Here is a 17,109-nt window from a genome sequence, read left to right on the forward strand (position 1 = left end):
GAGGTGATCACCGAGACCAGCACCGAGGTCGCCGCCGAGGTCAAGGAGGCCGGTGACGAGGTGGCCTCGGAGACCCGCAGCACCACCCGCAAGGCGGCCGCGAAGACCGCCCCGAAGAAGCAGGGCCCGAAGAACGCGCCCAAGTCCGCGGCCACCACCGCCGCCGACAAGCGCGCCCCCCAGAGCTGACGCTTCCCACGACGCCACGGCCCCGTCCCCCGTTCCCCGGGGGACGGGGCCGTCGTCGTCTCCGGTGGAGTCGAGAGAGCGGGCCCCGGTCGACCGGTCCCACCAGCACGTATCCTCGCCGTGTGCTGCTGCAAGTGCCCGTGTTCGAGTACCTCGACTACTACCTGTCGATGCTGATCTGGATCATCGCGATCCCGGTCGGCCTGTACGCGTTCATCCACGCCCTGCTCCAGCGCGCCGACGCGTTCACCGCGGTCGACAAGCTGACCAAGCCCGCGTGGTGCGGCATCACCGGCGTGGGGGCGCTGCTGCTGGTCATCTCGGTCGGCGGGCCGGTCGCGAGCCTCGCGATCCTCTGGCTCGTCGCGCTCTGCGCGGTGCTGGTCTACCTGGTCGACGTGCGCCCGAAGGTGGTCGAGGTGCAGCAGGGCGGCGGAGGCCGTTGGTGACCGCGGACCTCGCGCCCGCGGCGGGGACCCTGCAGCTCGTCCCCGCGCTCGACCGTCCGGACCTGCTCGCCGAGCCGGTGGTGGCCGCGCTCGAGGCCCTCGCCGACGAGGTCGCCGCGTCCTGTGCGGTCGCCGCGATCGACCCGGACCTCGCCGACACCGCGGCGTTCTGCGAGGCCTACGGCTCCCCACCCGAGGCGTCGGCGAACTGCGTCGTGGTGGCGGGGTCGCGGTCGGGCGAGCAGCGCTTCGCCGGCTGCGTGGTCCTGGCGACGACCCGGGCCGACGTGAACGGCGTCGTCCGGAAGCGCCTCGACGTCCGCAAGGCCTCGTTCGCGCCGATGGACACCGCCGTGGAGCTCACCGGCATGGCCTACGGCGGCATCACGCCGTTCGGCCTGCCCGCGGCGTGGCCCCTGCTGGTGGACGCTGCGGTCCTGGCCGCGCCCGCCGTCGTCGTCGGGAGCGGGATCCGGGCGAGCAAGCTCGTCGTGCCGGGGTCGGCGCTCGGGCAGCTGCCCGGCGCGGAATCGCTGGAGGGGCTCGGCCGTTAGAGGTATCGTTCAACCTTCAATAACCTGGAGGCCTCGATGCCCGCCGTCACCGTCCCGGACCTGACCGTCCTGCCCCGCCTCGCGGACCTCGGACCCGACACCGGGGCCACCGAGCGCGGCGTGCGCCGCGTGACCACCGCGCCGCGCGGCTTCGAGGGCGAGGGCTTCCCGGTGCGGCGCGCGTTCGCCGGGGTGGACCTCGCCGACCTCGACCCCTTCATCCACATGGACCAGATGGGCGAGGTCGAGTACGCCCCCGGCGAGCCCAAGGGCACCGCGTGGCACCCGCACCGCGGGTTCGAGACCGTCACCTACATCATCGACGGCACCTTCGAGCACGCCGACAACCACGGCGGCGGCGGACTGATCACCAACGGCGACACGCAGTGGATGACCGCGGGCGGCGGCGTGCTGCACATCGAGCGGCCGCCGGAGGACCTCGTGGTGTCCGGCGGGCTCTTCCACGGCCTGCAGCTGTGGGTGAACCTCCCGCGGGCGCAGAAGTGGGCGCAGCCCCGCTACCAGGACCTGCGTGCGGGCCGGGCGGCACTGGTGACGTCGCCGGACGCGGGCGCGCTGGTGCGGATCATCGCGGGGTCGCTCGACGGCCACAGCGGCCCGGGCTCGACCTACACGCCCATGACGATGGCGCACGCCTCGCTCGAGCCGGGGGCGGCGCTGCACGTGCCGTGGGACCCGGAGCTGAACGCGCTGGCCTACGTGCTCTCCGGCGACGGGTACGCGGGGGCGGAGCGGCGCCCGGTGTCGACGGGGCAGCTGGTGGTGTTCGGGCCGGGCGAGTCGCTGCGGGTGGCGGCGGCCGTCGGGCAGGAGGGTCGGCACCCGACGCTCGAGGTGGTGCTGCTCGGCGGGCGGCCGCTGCGCGAGCCGGTCGCGTGGGGCGGGCCCTTCGTGATGAACACCCGCGAGGAGGTCATGCAGGCCTTCTCGGACTACTCGAAGGGCCGGCTGGGCGCGATCCCCGCCGAGCGGGTGGCGCACGGCGGGGCGTCGCGGGGCGTGCAGACGACGTAGGGCGGCGGGGCACTCAGCCCTTGTCGGCCAGCCAGCGACGCGTGAACTCGTCCTCGCCGTCGAGCAGCCCGCCGACCTGGTCGTTGACGATCGACTCGATCTTCCCCGCGACGAACGGGACCGGGACCTCGGCGCTGCCCTCGACGGTGCTCTCCGAGCCGCCCTCGACGTCGTGCAGCGACTGCTTCCCGACCAGCTTGCCGGGCAGCCCCCGCACGGTGACCTCGAAGGTGCCCCGGTAGCCGCCCGCGGCCTCCGGGGTCCAGGTCTCGACGCGGTCGAGCACGAGGTCGCCGCCGGTGAAGCGCTTGATCACCGAGGGCAGGAACTCGACGTCGACGGAGTGCCGGAGCACCAGGCGTGCGCCGGAGTCGTCGACCGAGCGCTCGACGAGTGCGGGGTCCTTGCCCCCGAGCTCGGCGAGGCGCGCCTGCAGGTAGTCGCCGTCGACCAACGTGCGGTACACGGTCTCGGCGTCGGCGTCCCATCGCGCACGGTGGGAGATCGTCTGGGCCACGACGCAGGAGGCTACCGTCGGACGCGTGCCGTCCCCGACGACCCGGCTCGAGCAGCCGACCGTGACGCCGCTCGCGGCGCTCACCACGCTGCGCCTCGGCGGCCCGGCGCGCCGGTTGGTCCGCGCCGGGAGCGCCGAGGAGATCGTCGCCGCGGTGCGCGACGCCGACGCGGCCGGGGAGCCGCTGCTCGTCGTCGGCGGCGGCTCCAACCTCGTGGTCGGGGACGACGGGTTCGACGGCACCGTCGTGCACCTGGAGTCGCGCGGTCACACCGTCGAGTGCCACGACGGCGAGGCGCTGCTGTGCGTCGAGGCGGGCCAGGACTGGGACGAGCTGGTCGCGGCCACGGTCGACGCCGGCCTCGGGGGGCTCGAGTGCCTCTCCGGCATCCCGGGGTGCGCGGGCGCGACGCCGGTGCAGAACGTCGGGGCGTACGGCGTCGAGACCTCCGACCTGCTCGTCGACGCGACGCTGCTCGACCGCGCCACCGGCGACGTCGTCACCGTGCCCGCCGCGCAGCTCCGGCTGGGCTACCGGACCAGCAGGCTCAAGCACGCCGACCGCGAGATGGTGCTCGCCGCGCGGTTCCGGCTGAGCACCGACGGGCTCTCCGCGCCGATCCGCTACGCCGAGCTCGCCCGCGTCCTCGGGGTGGAGCAGGAGGCGCGCGCTCCCGTCGGTGCCGTCCGGGACGCGGTCCTGGCGCTGCGTCGAGGCAAGGGGATGGTGCTCGACGAGGACGACCACGACACGTGGAGCGCAGGCTCGTTCTTCACCAACCCCGTCGTCGCACCCGACGTCGCCGACGAGGTCGCCCGCCGCGCGGCGGCCGCCGACCAGCGGCCGGTCACCGCATGGGCGATGCCCGACGGCCGCGTCAAGCTCTCCGCGGCCGCCCTCATCGAGCGCTCGGGCGTCCCCCGGGGCCACCCGGGCCCGGACGCCCCGGTCCGCGTCTCCACCCGCCACACGCTCGCGCTGACGAACCGTGGCGGGGGGTCGACGACGCAGCTGCTGGCGCTGGCCCGGGACGTCCGGGACCGCGTCGAGGAGGCCTTCGGGGTACACCTCGTGCCGGAGCCGGTGCTCGTCGGGTGCGCGCTGGACTGAGCCGGCTGCCACCCGGCACTGCCCCGGAGTGGGCAACTCCGCAGTGACGCGGTTGCGGTCGCGGTCGTTGTGTCATCCCGGGGACCGTGGTGCGGGGGAGCGGGGACGGGTGAGGACGACGGACACATCGGCCGGGCGGGTGCTGCTGGCCGTCGTCGCCGCGGTGCTGGCCCTGGTGTCGGCCTGCTCGAGCGCAGGGTCGGGCGGCGCGCCACCGCCGGCGGCCCCGCCGGTGCCCGTCGTCTACGCCCCCGCCGCGAACGCCATCGACGTGGCGCCGCGGACGCCGGTGTCGGTCTCGGTGCCCGACGGTCGGCTCTCCGGGGTCGCGCTGACGCCGGCCGGGGGCAAGGCGGTCGACGGCGCGCTGTCGCCGGACGGGAAGCGCTGGACCGCGTCGGGGACGCTGGACTATGCCACCACCTACACGTGGAGCGGCACGGCCACCGCCGCCGACGGGCACTCGGGTCCCGTCGGCGGCACGCTGCGCACGATCGCGCCGCGCCAGCAGGTCGAGGCCACCCTGAACATCGGGGACGGGCGCACCGTCGGGGTCGCCGCGCCGATCGAGATCCAGTTCGACGGGCACGTCGCCGACCGCGCCGCCGCCGAGAAGGCGCTGCAGGTGCAGACCTCGACGCCCACCGAGGGCTCCTGGGCGTGGCTGCCCGACCAGGACGGCGGCTCGCGGGTGCACTGGCGCCCGCAGGAGTACTGGGAGCCGGGTACGAAGGTCACGGTGACCGCGGACCTGCTCGGCGTCGACCTCGGCGGCGGGGCGTTCGGGCGCGAGGACGTCAGCTCGCACTTCACGATCGGGCGCTCGCAGATCGTCAAGGCCGACGTCACCAGCTTCCGGATGGTCGTGCTCCGCGACGGCAAGCAGGTCATGGACGTGCCCGCGTCCTACGGCATCGACGCCGACCCGAACCGGACCACGCGCTCGGGCATCCACGTCGTCACCGAGAAGTTCACCGACAAGCGGATGGTCAGCCGCCAGTACGACTACGACGTCGTCGAGCAGTGGGCGGTCCGGATGAGCAACAACGGCGAGTTCATCCACGCCAACCCGAAGTCGGCGGCCGCCCAGGGCACGAGCAACGTCACGCACGGCTGCGTGAACCTCTCGATCGGCGACGCCAAGGCCTACTACGACACCGCGATCTACGGCGACCCCGTCGAGGTCACCGGGACCCCGATCCAGCTCTCCGCCCGCGACGGCGACGTCTACGACTGGACCGTGCCGTGGGCGACGTGGAAGGCGCAGTCGGCCCTGTAGGTGGCCTTCGGCCCTGTGAGCACTTTCCGGGGTTATGACCCCGGAAAGTGCTCACAGGCGCGAAGCGCACCTACTGGTGCCGGAAGAACCGCATCCCGGTCGCCTGGTCCCGGGGCTTCATGACGATCGTGTCGATGTTGACGTGGCTCGGGCGGCTCATGACGAAGACGACCGCCGCGGCCACGTCGTCGGCCGTCAGCGGCGTGATCCCCGCGTAGACCTTGTCGGCCCGCTCCTGGTCGCCGCCGAAGCGCACCAGCGAGAACTCGGTCTCGACGGCCCCCGGCGCGATCTCGGTGACCCGCACCGGCTGCCCCAGCAGCTCGCCGCGCAGCGTCCGGTGGAGCGCGCCCTCGGCGTGCTTGGCGGCGGTGTAGCCCGACCCGCCGTCGTAGGTCTCGAGGCCGGCGATCGAGGTGATCGTGACGACGTGCCCGTCGCCCGACGCGATCAGCGAGGGCAGCAGCGCCTTGGTGATCCGCATCGTCCCGAGGACGTTGGACTCCCACATCCAGCGCCAGTTCTCCTCGTCGGCCTCCATGACCGTCTCGGTGCCCTTGGCGCCGCCGGCGTTGTTGACCAGCCCGCGAATGTTCCCGAGGTCGCGCACCCGCTGGACGAACGTCTCGACCGACGACGCGTCGGTGACGTCGAGGGGCAGTGCGGTCCCGCCGGTCTCGTCGGCGAGCTCGCGGAGGCGCTCGAGGCGCCGCGCGCCGAGGACGGGGTGCCAGCCGTCCGCCGCGAGGGCGCGCGCGGAGGCGGCACCGATGCCGGAGCTGGCCCCGGTGACGACGACGACCGGCCGGTCCGTGGCGGGGGTGGGTGAGGTCACGGGACGTCACCCTAGAGCCCGTTCCGACCGGACGGCGTTGCATGCGTTGCCTAAGCTGGTGCTCGTGATTCCGGCGGCGAGGACGGCGACGGACGGCACGCCCACCACGCGCGGGAGGGGCCGGCCGGACGGCGGTCCCCCGGGATCCCGGCTCCGGGCGCGGCCGCTCTCCCCGGTCCGCCGCGCCCCGCGCCGGGTCGCGGTGCTCTCGGTGCACACCTCCCCGCTCGCGCTGCCCGGCACCGGGGACGCGGGCGGCATGAACGTCTACATCGTGCAGACGGCGCTGGAGATGGCGCGGCGCGGCGTCGAGGTCGAGATCTTCACCCGGCAGACGTCGTCGGACCTGCCCCCGGTCGCGGAACTCGCGCCGGGCGTGCTCGTCCGCCACGTCGTCGCCGGGCCGTTCGGCGGTCTCGGCAAGGAGGACCTGCCCAGCCAGCTATGCGCGTTCACCGCGGGCGTCCTGCGCGACGAGGCCGGCCGGGATCCCGACTGGTTCGACGTCGTGCACAGCCACTACTGGCTCTCCGGGCAGGTCGGGTGGCTGGTGCGCGACCGGTGGGGCGTTCCGCTCGTGCACACCGCCCACACCTTGGCCAAGGTCAAGAACGCCTCGCTCGCCGAGGGCGACCGGCCCGAGCCGCTGCCCCGGGTGGTCGGCGAGGAGCAGGTGGTGGCCGAGGCCGACCGCCTCGTCGCCTCCACCCCGGGCGAGGCCGAGGCGCTCGTCGCCGAGTACGGCGCCGACCCGGACGCCGTCCGGACCGTCGCACCCGGCGTCGACCTGCAGAGCTTCACCCCCGAGCTCGACCGCGACGCCGCCCGGGCCCGGCTCGCGCGCGAGGCGGGGCTGCCGATCGGCGGGGACGACGTGGTGCTCGCCTTCGTCGGGCGCATCCAGCCGCTGAAGGCGCCCGACGTCCTGCTGCGCGCGGCCGGCGAGATGATCGCCCGCCGCCCCGCGCTGCGGGACCGGCTGCGGGTCCTCGTCGTCGGGGGACCGTCCGGCTCGGGACTGGACCGCCCGCGGGCCCTCGCGGGGCTCGCCGCGGATCTGGGTATCACCGACGTCGTGCGCTTCCTCCCCCCGCGGTCCGGCTCGGCCCTCGCGCAGGTCTACCGCGCCGCCGACGTCGTCGCCGTCCCCAGCCACTCGGAGTCCTTCGGCCTCGTGGCGCTCGAGGCCCAGGCATGCGGCACGCCGGTGGTCGCGGCCGCCGTCGGCGGACTGCCCGTGGCGGTCGCGGACGGCCGCTCCGGCCTGCTCGTCGGCGACCACTCCCCGACGTCGTGGGCCGACGCCCTGGAGCGCGCGGCGCTCGACCGGGAGACGCGCGGGCGGCTCGCCGCCGGCGCCGTCGAGCACGCAACGGTGTTCTCCTGGGACCGCACCACCGACGCGCTGCTCGCGACCTACGCCGAGGCCGCGGCCGTCCGACGCGCCGGCGCGACGCTGCAGGGTGTGGCGGTATGAGCGACCTCGACCGGCTCGCCGGGGTCATCGCCGCCGCCCTCGACGAGCGCGAGCTGCACTACCAGCGCCGCGGCGAGGGCTCGTTCTTCGTGACGCTGCCCGGCACCAAGAAGCTGCAGACCAACTGCTGGCTGGTGCTGACCCCGCACGCCCTGCTCGCGGAGGCGTTCGTCTGCCGGCGCCCCGACGAGAACCACGAGGGCGTCTACCGCTGGCTGCTGCAGCGCAACTCCCGGCTCTACGGCGTGCACTACACGCTCGACGACAAGGGCGACATTCACCTGGTCGGCCGGGTCCCGCTGCACGCGGTGACCGACGACGAGCTCGACCGCGTCCTCGGGCAGGTCCTCGACGCCGCCGACGGCGACTTCAACGTGCTCCTCGAGCTGGGCTTCGCGTCGTCGATCCGGCGGGAGTGGGCGTGGCGCGAATCCCGCGGCGAGTCGCTGGCGAACCTGCGGGCGTTCGCGCACCTGGTGTCCGATTCCGACGCAGGGTGAGCGTTCCGCCGGTCGGGTGAGGGCGCGTCTCCTCCCGGCATGACCCGGTGTCGCCAGACCGGTAGGTTGACGCGATCCGCCGCGCCGCTCAGCTGGTCGGTGCGGTCGCCGTGGCTCACCGAGGAGTGCCGAGTATGACCGTGCGCAGCCCCTTCGCCGACATCGACATCCCCGACGTCGGGCTGCCCGAGTTCCTGTTCTCCGATCTCTCCGGCCACGAGGACTCGGTGGCCGTGATCGACGGTCCGAGTGGGCGCGAGATGACCTTCGCCGAACTGGCGCAGGGCGTCGACCGCTTCGCCGCCGCCCTCGGCGAGCGCGGGCTGGGCAAGGGCGACGTCATCGCGCTCTTCGCGCCCAACGGCCCGTACTACCCGGTGGTCTTCCACGGCGGTCTCGCCGCCGGCGTGGCGGTGTCGACGGTCAACGCCCTCTACACCCCCGACGAGCTCGCGTTCCAGCTGCGCGACTCGCAGGCGAAGATCCTCGTGACGATCTCGCCGTTCCTCGACCGCGCCCGGGCCGCCCTGCGCGAGGAGGGCCTCGCCGTCACCGAGGTCGTCCTGCTCGACGACGCCCGCGACGAGGCCTCGACGCGGATGCCCGAGAACGCGCTCGCCGACCTGCTGACGACGACGGCGGAGGGTCCCACCGTCTCGATCACCGGTGACGACGTGGCGGCACTGCCGTACTCGTCGGGCACCACCGGCCGCGCCAAGGGCGTCGTCCTGACCCACCGCAACCTCGTCGCGAACCTGCTGCAGGTGCAGGCGATGGGGACCCACGTCTCGGCGTCGACGAAAATCTTGGCCGTTCTCCCCTTTTTTCATATCTACGGCATGACCTGCATGATGAACCAGGGCATCCACGCGCGGGCGACGGTCGTGACGATGCCGAAGTTCGACCTCTCGGAGTTCCTGCGCATCATCTCGGAGTACCGGGTCGACCGGGTCTACGTCGCCCCGCCGATCGCGGTGGCCCTCGCGAAGCACCCGATGGTCGAGGAGTACGACATCGACTGCGTCGACATCGTCTTCTCCGGCGCGGCCGCCCTCGACGCGGAGCTCGGCCACGCCATGGGCAAGCGGCTCAACTGCACCGTCCTGCAGGGCTACGGGATGACCGAGCTCTCGCCGGTCAGCCACTGCATGCCCGACGACCGTCCCGACATGGACCTCGGCTCGATCGGCGTCGCGCTGCCGAACGTCGAGTGCAAGCTGGTCGACCCGGAAACCGGCGAGGAGGGCGACCGCGGCGAGCTGTGGGTGAAGGGCCCGAACGTGATGCGCGAGTACCTCAACAACGCCGAGGCGACGTCCTCGACGCTGGACGAGGACGGCTTCCTGCACACCGGGGACATCGCGACCGTGACCGACGAGGGCGTCTTCCACATCGTCGACCGGGTCAAGGAGCTCATCAAGTACAAGGGCTACCAGGTGCCGCCGGCCGAGCTGGAGGCGCTGCTGCTGACCAACGACTCGATCGCCGACGCGGCGGTGATCGGGGTCAAGGACGCGGACGGTGAGGAGATCCCGAAGGCGTTCGTCGTCAAGCAGCAGGGCGCCGAGATCTCCGAGGACGACGTGATGTCGTTCGTCGCCGAGCGGATCGCGCCGCACAAGAAGGTGCGCGTGGTCGAGTTCATCGAGGAGATCCCGAAGTCGGGGTCGGGGAAGATCCTGCGCAAGGACCTCCGCGCTCGCGAGCAGGCCCCCGCGTAGGGTCGCTGACCCGCTGTCTCGGTTCCCTGACCTGGGACGACGCCGCATGCCCGATGTGTTCGCGCTTGGCATCGATCTTGTCGAGGCAGCGGGGCAAGGTCAGGCGCCCCAGAAGCGGCCGGGTCCGGTGCCGCGGCGGTCGGGGTCTCGCCGAGGCGGCCGAAGCCGAGCTACCGAAGCGATGGAACGCCACGGGGTGTTGTCTAGCGCGGCCGACGGCGACGGTGGTCCGTGTTCGGACGGGTTCTTTACAGCCGCTTCACCAGGTGCCATGATCCGTTGCTCAGTGATCCACGACACACATTGTCGACCGAGGGGGTCATCGTGGTAGCTAACACCGACCACGCGTTCAGTCGAATCATGCGCGACGCCGCGTTCGGCTCGTACCCCCCGCACGACCGCACCGCCGAGATTGTCGGGGCCTTGCCAGGACCATGCGACGCGGTCGCGTTCATGCCCGGTCATACGGTCGTTGCCGCGGATGTCGATCAGGACTGGCTCTACGACAAGCTCAAGTACCAGCAGAACCGCGAATCCAACGATCCCTCTACCGGGCTGGGGCTCTTCCTTGCGGCGATGGCCGACCGGCTGGGCAATCCACCGATGTACGCCAGCGTGCTGACCGTCGCCCCGCACCGCGCCGCCATGCGGCGCGGGCAGCTGACCGAACAGGGCGGCGCTCATCGAGGGTGGGCCGACTACCGAACCGATGTCCGAAGCTACCGGTACACGGCCGGCACGACTCAGGGCAATGTGGACATGGGTATCGGGCCAGGCGGTCGCTGGGACGTCTATGTCCGCGTCGACTCCTCACAGCAGGGCGGCGGCGGGCCGAGCCGCGAGCTGCTCTCGACGGCACTGACCATGGTGCCGGCCGGCGAGCAGCTCTTCGGCTCCGCGCCCGTACACGACACCCGTGCCCTACGCACCATGCTCTCCGGTGGGTTCACGCCGATTTGTACAGAGGTCCTGTTCCTCACCCGGCCGCAGGGCTGAACTCAATGCTCGCCCGAAGGCTGGGCCGCTGTTCACGGCGATCCAGCCGCGGTTGCTGTTCGTCAGGAGCTGGACTCGGGTGCGGCTGCGCCGCCGCTTTCCGGCTGGGCTTCGCGCTGGCGGTCGGTCAGGTCCTCGGCGTGCTGTGGGCTTCGCTGATGGCCCTGCGATGGGCCGCCTTGCGTGCCTGACCGGACCCGACGACGAGGAGGCGCCGTGGCCCGCCTGCTCATCGAGCACCGTGTCGCCGACTACGACCGCTGGGTGCAGGCCTTCGACAGCGACCTGCGCGGCGACGGCAGCGACGGCGACTCGTTCCGCCGGCAGCTCGGCGTGCGGACCTATCGCGTCATGCGCGGGGTCGATGACCCGGACCTCGTCCTGATCGACCTCGAGTACGACAGCCGGGAGCAGGCCCAGGCCCACCTCGAGACCATGCGGGGCATCTGGGGCCAGATCGACGGCACAGTGATCTTCGGTCCGCAGGGCCGCGTCGTGGAGACCACCCGCGAGCGCGAGCTCTGACCGCGAAGCGTCGAGATCCGATGTAGCTCGGAAGGGTGACGTCCGGGCGCGGCGTTCTCCTTGGCGTAACGACGACGGCCCTTCGTGCGAGATCGGGATGACATCAGCACGAGATCGGGGGCTCAGGGAAATGACGCAGCACATCGACCAGCCGCGGCACCGTCGGATCGAGACCGACGAGTACCGGGACTTCGCCGGAAACGGTCACGGCCGGCCGATGGTGAACGGCTACGGAATGCCGCCGGCGGGATACGGCGTCCCGCAGAACCACATTCCGCAGCAGTTCGCGCCGAGCTTCCAGAGCTTCGGCGGCGGGCAGCACCACAGCGGCCCCCAGCAGGTCGTGCCGACCTACCCGCCGACCTACCCGCCGCAGTACGTGATGCCTCAGCAGCCGGACGTGCCGGCACAGCGCTCGCACGCGGCGCCCCCGGTGCCGCAGCAGTCGAACGGGCTCGCGACCGCGGGCCTCGTCGTCGCCATCATCGGCGCCGTCTTCTCCCTCATCCCGGTCATCGGGACCGTGGCCTGGTTCCTCGCGCCGATCGGGCTGGTGCTCTCGGCGGTGGGGCTGGTCAAGTCGGGGCGGGCGCACAGCGGCCGTGGCAAGTCGATCGCCGGCATCGTCCTGTCCGTCGTCGCCCTGGTCATGTGCGTCCTCTACACCTCGGTGTTCGTGGCGAGCGTCGGCACCGCGGCCCAGCAGACCGCCGCGGTGCACCAGGTGACCTACAAGGTCACCACCGCGAAGGGGTCCAAGATCAAGGCCACCTACAGCCAGTCGCAGAACGACAACCTCGCCTCGGCGACCGTGTCCGGCTCGGCGTCCCCGTGGAGCGAGAACGCCCAGGTCTCGGGGGTCATGGGACCGACGGTGACGGCGTCGCTGAGCCCCGACCTCGCCCACGTCAACAAGAAGGACACCATCTCCTGCACGATCATCGAGGACGGCGTCCAGGTCGCCCAGAACTCGGCCACCGGCACCGACGCGATGGTCACCTGCACCAAGTAGCGGTTCCGGCCCCTCGACGCCCCGGCAGCCACCCGGCTGCCGGGGCGTCGTGCGCTCGGCGGACAACAGCAGGAGCTCGTCGCCCGACCTGCACGCCACCGCGGAGACCGACCGCGCGCGGCTGCTCGAGCACGCCGAGACGCTCGCCGACCTCGAGCGCGTGACCTCTGCGTCGCCCTCGGAGGTCGCGGCCCACGCGTGGGTCGTGCGGGACAGCACCGCGGGCCTCGTCGCGGACCCGGTGGGCGCGAAGACTTGACCCTGGACCCGACTCCGGGTTCTAGCGTGCCCTCATGACCGAGGCGGGCCCGCTCACCATCTCCGACCTGGCCGCGCAGACCGGGCTGCGGCCCGACACGGTGCGGTACTACGAGCGCGTCGGGCTCATGCCGGCGCCGGCCCGCACCAGCGGCGACCATCGCCGGTACGGCGCGCCCGCCGTCGACCGCCTCCGTTTCATCCGTGGCGCGCAGCGGCTCGGGCTGCGTCTGGACGACATCCGCGACCTGCTCGCTGTGCGCGACACGGGCGAGTGCCCGTGCGAGCCCGCCGAGCCGCTGCTGCGCGCCCGCATCGCCGAGATCGACGCCGAGATGGACCGGCTGCGCCGGCTCCGGGCGGACCTCGTCGCGATGGCCGACGAGCTGCCGAGCGCGACCTGCCCGGACCCGGTGCCCGGCAGCTGGTGCCCACCCGATCACCGCGTGACCGAGGGGAGGTGTGACGCATGCTCGATCTGAGGGCCTGTCCCTGCTGCGAGGACCCGGACTGCGACTGCAGCACGTGCGGCTGCTGCTGACGGCCCCGATCCGGCGACCGTCCGCGACGGTGACCGGCCGCCGGATCGGGTAGCCGACCAGGATGTCCTCCCAGGCCGACTCCGAGGCGTTCGTGCGCCCACCGGGCACGGGTGCGCGCAGTCGCCGCTCCGGTGTGGCGTTCGAGCTGATCGGGTGTGCCTGGAACGGGCACAGCCTCGTCGGGACCGACGCGGCCGAGGTCGCTGCCGAGGACGCCCTGGTCGTCCGCCCCGGCGACGACGGGACGCGGTGGTACCGCTGCCTGCGCTGCGACGCGTGGCTGCTGCTGCCGGAACCCACCGCCCCGACCCGTGCCCGCCCGGCGGCCCGTGACGAGATCGTCCTCCCGGCCCGCGGCCGCCCACTGAAGAGCCGCTACGTCCTGCGGCTCATCGCCCTGACGCGGGCCTTCAACGTCCTGGTGCTGCTGCTGGTGCTGTGCGGCGCGATCGCCGTGCTGGTCAACCAGACCGCGCTGCGCGACGACCTCGTCGCCAACGCGACGACGCTGCAGAGCGTGTTCGGCGGCCAGGCCATCGGTCAGCTCGAGAGTCTGCTCTCCGGCGGTGCAGGCCCGCTGTGGCTCGTCGCGGCCGGGCTGGCAGTGCTCATCGGGCTCGAGACCGCCGAGGGCGTCGGACTGTGGCGCGCCACGCGCTGGGGCGAGTACCTGACGTTCGTCATGACCACCCTGCTGCTCGTCCCCGAGGGCCTGGAGCTGACCAGCTCGACGAGCCCTGGCACGATCATCGGGATGGTCGTGAACCTGGCCGTCGTGCTCTACCTGCTGTTCTCCAAGCGGCTCTTCGGGCTGCGGGGCGGACTGCCGGCCGTGCAGGCCGAGCGCGACCACGACATCAGCTGGGCCGCCCTGGCACGCCACCTCCCGGACCGTGCCACCGCCCGGGCCTGAGCATCACTGTCCCGCAAACGTCGAGCATGGACACTTGACGAACACCCCATGACACGGGAGCGTCAGCGAGCGGAGCGCGTGTGCCCCCTGCACGCGCACCGGGACCGACCGACACCTCGGCTGGTCGCGGCGGCCCCGGCGGCCTCCACTCCCCCCACGAGGTCGCCGGGGTCGTCGATCCCGGCCCTCGCCACCGCGGGCGGGAGCAGCGCTAGCGTCTCGACCGTGACCCGCGAGGAGCCACCCTCGACGCCCGGCATCCTCGAGATCGGCGTGTTCCTCGCCGAGCTCGCGCTGCTCGCCGTGCTCGTCTACGTCGGGATCGCGCTGCCCGGCACGGTCGTCGGACGGATCGTCCTGACGATCGTGCTCGTCGTCGTCGTCTTCGTGGTGGTGTGGGGCCGATGGCTCGCCCCGCGCGCGCCCCGTCGCCTGCCCCCGCGCCCGGGTCTGGCGCTCAAGGTGGCGATCTTCGCGGTCGGGGCGGCCCTGCTCGCCTGGTCCGGCGTCGTCGTCCCTGCGGTCGTGTTCCTCGTGGTGACCGAGGCCGTCGTCGTCGCCGCGGAGCTCCGGCGCCGGCCGCTGCGCTAGAGGACTCCGGGGTGGTCGGCGACGATGGCGGGGTGAGCCTGGTGGACCCCGCGGCGACGGAGACCGCAGTGCTCGCGCTGGTGCCGGAGGCCGAAACCGTCGTGGGGGAGCACCGTCGGCGGCTGGACCCGTCGACGGCGGCCGGGGTGCCCGCGCACGTCACCGTCCTGTACCCGTTCGTCCCGCCGGACGCGGTGACCGCCGGGACGGTGGCGGCGCTGCGGGAGGCGGTTGCGCCGGCGGCGCCGTTCTCGTGCACGTTCGCCCGGACCGGGTGGTTCGGCGAGGACCTGCTCTGGCTCGCCCCGTCGGCATCGGCCGCGTTCGGCGAGCTCACCGAGCGGGTCTGCCGGGCGTTCCCCGGGCAGGTGCCCTACGGCGGGGAGCACGAGCCGCACCCACATTTGACGGTCGGCTACGGCAGCCACGCGTCGGTCGCGGCGCTGCGGGCGGCCGAGGTCGCGGTCCGGGCGCGGCTGCCGGTGGTGGCACGGGTCGACCGGCTGCACCTGCTGGCGGGAGCGCGCAGGGCGGACTCGTGGCGGGTGGTGGCGGAGCTCCCGTTGCGCGGCGCCTAGCGTCGGGACCGATGGATCTGGACCTGCTCGCGGACTGCGGGCGCTGCTCGGGGCTCTGCTGTGTCGCGCCCGCGTTCGCGCGCTCGGCGGACTTCGCGCTGGACAAGCCCGCGGAGACGCCGTGCCCGAACCTGCGGGTGTCCGTGCCGGGGCGGCCCGACGCGCCGTGCGGGATCCACGGGTCGCTCTCCGAGCGCGGCTTCCCGGGATGCGTGGCCTACGACTGCTTCGGGGCCGGTCAGCGGGTCACCGCCGACTGGCGGGAGGGGCCGGGTGCCGCGCGGGCGGCGTTCGACGCGTTCGCCGTGCTGCGGCCGCTGCACGAGATCCTCTGGTACCTGACCGAGCCGCTCGACGACGCGCCGGAGGACCTGCGCGCCGAGGTGGCGCGGGCGGCGTCGTGGGTGTCGGGCCTGACCGAGGGGCCGCTCGCCGGTGTGGACGTGGCGTCGGTGCGCGCCGAGGTCGGGGAGGTGCTCGGCCGGGTGAGCGCGGCGGTGCGGGGGTCGTCGGGACCGGGTCACGCCCGGGCGGACCTCGTCGGGCGGGACCTGGGCAGCGGACGGGCGTCGAGGCGGGCGCTGGCCGGGACGACGCTGCGGGGGGCGCTGCTCATGGGCGCGGACCTGCGGGGGGTCGACCTCGGGCGGGCCGACCTGCTCGGCGCCGACCTGCGGGGCGCCGACCTGCGCGGGGCGGCGCTGGGACAGACCCTCTTTCTCACCGGGCCGCAGGTGGCGGCGGCCCGGGGAGATGCGACGACGGGGCTGCCGGATCGGGTGCCGCGCCCGTCGGGTTGGGGCTGAGCCCGGGGAAGGCCGCCATGATCACGTCTCGTGCGGCGTGTTCGGGCGCGCCGGGACAAGAGGAGCACGCCGACAGGGTGTCGCCACTGAGGTCGTGATCAGGCCCGTACCCGTGGCGGACAGCGTCGTCGTCGGGGAGCCCGGTTAGCGTGCGCGCCATGGCGGACGAGGACGACGGGCTGGGGCTCGACGAGGTGCTGGCGGCGCTGCGGCACGACCTGCTGGCGGCCCAGCGCGACAGCGACGGCGAGAACACCGGGCTCGCGGTGCGCGAGGTGCAGATCGAGCTCTCGGTCGAGGTGACCCGGCACGTCGACGCGAAGGGCGAGGTCGGCGCGAAGTGGTTCGTGCTCTCGGGCTCGGCCTCCGCCGGCGGGAGCCGGGACCGCACGAGCACCAACCGGATCACGCTCACCCTCGGGCCCGTCGCGACGGGGTGCGGCGAGGACGTCCCGACGACGACGGCCGGCCCGGTCGCCGGCTCGGACGTCTCGCCCGGCGTCATCCCGCGGGCCGTCGCGGAGAACTCGGACGGGCCTACGTGAGGACGGACCCTTCCTGACGTCAGGTGTCAGCGCCCGTCGCTGGCACTCAGGCCCGGCCGCGGCGCCCCGTCCGGTAGTGCCCGGGAGAAGCGAGGCGGATCTCGCGACGTTCCCCGTGGTCGGGGCCGACGCGGTGCGCGAGCCGGCCGCCGTGCAGCGCGATCAGCCCGGAGAGCAGCGGCTCGTGGTGGGTCGAGGCGGTGGAGTCGAGGACGGCCTCGCCGACCACATCGGGTCGCTCGGCCGCCCGTGCCGTCCGGTCGACCGCCTCCACGATCCACACGTACTCCGGCATCGGCGTGAGCCGGTAGAGCCGCGCGAGCTCGGGGTCGACGCGGTCGGTCAGCCGCTCGAGCCACTCGTCGGCCCGCGTCACGTAGGTCCGCCACGTCAGCCCGTCGATCGCGGCGGCCCGGGCGATCGGCTCGTCGGGGTCGGCCTGGCCGAGGTAGCCGCGGAACCAGTGCTCGCCCGCGGCCTCGGCCCGTTCGGCGGTGACGTAGACGTCGGGCAGCAGCGGCAGGATGGCGGCCTGCCAGGGACGGTGCGCGGCGTCGAGCTCGTCGAACGGGTCGGCCACCTCGAGGTAGGGCCCGCGGGCGTCGTCGTGACGCCACAGCCGGACCTCGGCACCCGACTCCGGCGAGACCCGCCGGTACCCGACGACGACCCAGGC

Annotated in this window: 21 protein-coding genes and 1 pseudogene; 19 read left to right on the forward strand and 3 right to left on the reverse strand. The window is 73.3% G+C overall.

From position 1 onward, the window contains the following. From VGH76_RS17725 to VGH76_RS17740, 4 genes and pseudogenes are all read left to right on the forward strand, one after another. A pseudogene (locus tag VGH76_RS17725) lies at positions 1-189 on the forward strand (hypothetical protein); the annotation flags it as partial. A gap of 122 nt (positions 190-311) precedes the next feature. After that, complete coding sequence (locus VGH76_RS17730; protein ID WP_331558030.1) at positions 312-638, forward strand: DUF2516 family protein; 327 nt, start codon at positions 312-314, stop codon at positions 636-638. After that, positions 635-1,192: a YbaK/EbsC family protein gene (locus tag VGH76_RS17735; protein ID WP_331558031.1), complete on the forward strand. Its 558-nt coding sequence runs from the start codon at positions 635-637 to the stop codon at positions 1,190-1,192. The genes VGH76_RS17730 and VGH76_RS17735 overlap by 4 nt, the downstream gene beginning before the upstream one ends. 36 nt (positions 1,193-1,228) lie before the next feature. Continuing rightward, positions 1,229-2,227, forward strand: coding sequence for a pirin family protein (locus VGH76_RS17740; protein WP_331558032.1), 999 nt, complete (start codon positions 1,229-1,231; stop codon positions 2,225-2,227). A 13-nt stretch (positions 2,228-2,240) separates the two neighbouring features. Here VGH76_RS17740 and VGH76_RS17745 read toward each other — a convergent pair whose 3' ends face one another. After that, entirely contained in the window at positions 2,241-2,744 is a 504-nt protein-coding gene (locus VGH76_RS17745) for a DUF2505 domain-containing protein (protein ID WP_331558033.1), read from the reverse strand. A gap of 25 nt (positions 2,745-2,769) precedes the next feature. On the opposite strand from VGH76_RS17745, the gene VGH76_RS17750 reads away from it, so the two are divergent. Together VGH76_RS17750 and VGH76_RS17755 are read left to right on the forward strand one after the other, a co-directional pair. Next, positions 2,770-3,855, forward strand: a complete 1,086-nt coding sequence (locus VGH76_RS17750) for a UDP-N-acetylmuramate dehydrogenase (protein WP_331558034.1) — start codon at positions 2,770-2,772, stop codon at positions 3,853-3,855. Between the two features lie 109 nt (positions 3,856-3,964). Next, complete coding sequence (locus VGH76_RS17755) at positions 3,965-5,134, forward strand: L,D-transpeptidase (protein WP_331558035.1); 1,170 nt, start codon at positions 3,965-3,967, stop codon at positions 5,132-5,134. 70 nt (positions 5,135-5,204) lie between these two features. Here VGH76_RS17755 and VGH76_RS17760 read toward each other — a convergent pair whose 3' ends face one another. Then, entirely contained in the window at positions 5,205-5,969 is a 765-nt protein-coding gene (locus VGH76_RS17760) for an SDR family NAD(P)-dependent oxidoreductase (RefSeq protein WP_331558036.1), read from the reverse strand. A gap of 202 nt (positions 5,970-6,171) precedes the next feature. On the opposite strand from VGH76_RS17760, the gene mshA reads away from it, so the two are divergent. The 13 genes from mshA to VGH76_RS17825 all read left to right on the forward strand — a co-directional run bounded on the left by mshA (position 6,172) and on the right by VGH76_RS17825 (position 16,433). Continuing rightward, entirely contained in the window at positions 6,172-7,446 is a 1,275-nt protein-coding gene (gene mshA, locus VGH76_RS17765; RefSeq protein ID WP_331558050.1) for a D-inositol-3-phosphate glycosyltransferase, read from the forward strand. Continuing rightward, positions 7,443-7,946 (forward strand): YbjN domain-containing protein, encoded by a 504-nt coding sequence (locus VGH76_RS17770; RefSeq protein ID WP_331558037.1) that lies wholly within the window; start codon positions 7,443-7,445, stop codon positions 7,944-7,946. Before mshA ends, VGH76_RS17770 begins: the two co-directional genes overlap by 4 nt. Positions 7,947-8,080: 134 nt before the next feature. Beyond that, positions 8,081-9,667 (forward strand): AMP-binding protein, encoded by a 1,587-nt coding sequence (locus VGH76_RS17775; RefSeq protein WP_331558038.1) that lies wholly within the window; start codon positions 8,081-8,083, stop codon positions 9,665-9,667. A gap of 360 nt (positions 9,668-10,027) precedes the next feature. Then, a complete protein-coding gene (locus tag VGH76_RS17780) occupies positions 10,028-10,663 on the forward strand; it encodes a hypothetical protein (RefSeq protein ID WP_331558039.1) in 636 nt (211 codons plus the stop codon). 216 nt (positions 10,664-10,879) lie between these two features. Continuing rightward, complete coding sequence (locus VGH76_RS17785) at positions 10,880-11,188, forward strand: hypothetical protein (protein ID WP_331558040.1); 309 nt, start codon at positions 10,880-10,882, stop codon at positions 11,186-11,188. Between the two features lie 130 nt (positions 11,189-11,318). After that, on the forward strand, positions 11,319-12,200 hold the full coding sequence (locus tag VGH76_RS17790) for a DUF4190 domain-containing protein (protein WP_331558041.1): 882 nt from the start codon (positions 11,319-11,321) through the stop codon (positions 12,198-12,200). Between the two features lie 49 nt (positions 12,201-12,249). After that, entirely contained in the window at positions 12,250-12,459 is a 210-nt protein-coding gene (locus tag VGH76_RS17795; protein ID WP_331558042.1) for a hypothetical protein, read from the forward strand. Positions 12,460-12,493: 34 nt separating this feature from the next. Next, positions 12,494-12,940: a heavy metal-responsive transcriptional regulator gene (locus VGH76_RS17800; RefSeq protein ID WP_331558043.1), complete on the forward strand. Its 447-nt coding sequence runs from the start codon at positions 12,494-12,496 to the stop codon at positions 12,938-12,940. A 121-nt stretch (positions 12,941-13,061) separates the two neighbouring features. Then, positions 13,062-13,913 carry a DUF2127 domain-containing protein gene (locus VGH76_RS17805; RefSeq protein WP_331558044.1) on the forward strand — a complete coding sequence of 284 codons (852 nt, stop codon included), beginning with the start codon at positions 13,062-13,064 and terminating at the stop codon, positions 13,911-13,913. A 225-nt stretch (positions 13,914-14,138) separates the two neighbouring features. Then, positions 14,139-14,504: a DUF2568 domain-containing protein gene (locus VGH76_RS17810; protein ID WP_331558045.1), complete on the forward strand. Its 366-nt coding sequence runs from the start codon at positions 14,139-14,141 to the stop codon at positions 14,502-14,504. Positions 14,505-14,515: 11 nt separating this feature from the next. Continuing rightward, positions 14,516-15,082: a 2'-5' RNA ligase family protein gene (locus VGH76_RS17815; protein WP_331558046.1), complete on the forward strand. Its 567-nt coding sequence runs from the start codon at positions 14,516-14,518 to the stop codon at positions 15,080-15,082. 11 nt (positions 15,083-15,093) lie between these two features. Then, positions 15,094-15,888 (forward strand): pentapeptide repeat-containing protein, encoded by a 795-nt coding sequence (locus tag VGH76_RS17820; protein WP_331558047.1) that lies wholly within the window; start codon positions 15,094-15,096, stop codon positions 15,886-15,888. Between the two features lie 158 nt (positions 15,889-16,046). Continuing rightward, positions 16,047-16,433 carry a trypco2 family protein gene (locus tag VGH76_RS17825; RefSeq protein ID WP_331558048.1) on the forward strand — a complete coding sequence of 129 codons (387 nt, stop codon included), beginning with the start codon at positions 16,047-16,049 and terminating at the stop codon, positions 16,431-16,433. Positions 16,434-16,479: 46 nt separating this feature from the next. Here the strand turns inward: VGH76_RS17825 and VGH76_RS17830 are convergent. After that, positions 16,480-17,109 (reverse strand): hypothetical protein (locus VGH76_RS17830; RefSeq protein WP_331558049.1); only part of this gene is annotated, 630 nt, incomplete at its 5' end.

The sequence above is a fragment of the Actinomycetospora sp. genome (assembly GCF_036497585.1).
Lineage (GTDB): Bacteria > Actinomycetota > Actinomycetes > Mycobacteriales > Pseudonocardiaceae > Actinomycetospora.

What these genes read in the sequence shown, in the direction of transcription:
- VGH76_RS17770 (WP_331558037.1), top strand. Translation starts at nt 7,443, where the DNA reads ATGAGCGACCTCGACCGGCTCGCCGGGGTCATCGCCGCCGCCCTCGAC.
- VGH76_RS17775 (WP_331558038.1), top strand. Translation starts at nt 8,081, where the DNA reads ATGACCGTGCGCAGCCCCTTCGCCGACATCGACATCCCCGACGTCGGG.
- VGH76_RS17790 (WP_331558041.1), top strand. Translation starts at nt 11,319, where the DNA reads ATGACGCAGCACATCGACCAGCCGCGGCACCGTCGGATCGAGACCGAC.
- VGH76_RS17820 (WP_331558047.1), top strand. Translation starts at nt 15,094, where the DNA reads ATGGATCTGGACCTGCTCGCGGACTGCGGGCGCTGCTCGGGGCTCTGC.
- VGH76_RS17825 (WP_331558048.1), top strand. Translation starts at nt 16,047, where the DNA reads ATGGCGGACGAGGACGACGGGCTGGGGCTCGACGAGGTGCTGGCGGCG.
- VGH76_RS17805 (WP_331558044.1), top strand. Translation starts at nt 13,062, where the DNA reads ATGTCCTCCCAGGCCGACTCCGAGGCGTTCGTGCGCCCACCGGGCACG.
- VGH76_RS17800 (WP_331558043.1), top strand. Translation starts at nt 12,494, where the DNA reads ATGACCGAGGCGGGCCCGCTCACCATCTCCGACCTGGCCGCGCAGACC.
- VGH76_RS17740 (WP_331558032.1), top strand. Translation starts at nt 1,229, where the DNA reads ATGCCCGCCGTCACCGTCCCGGACCTGACCGTCCTGCCCCGCCTCGCG.
- VGH76_RS17780 (WP_331558039.1), top strand. Translation starts at nt 10,028, where the DNA reads ATGCGCGACGCCGCGTTCGGCTCGTACCCCCCGCACGACCGCACCGCC.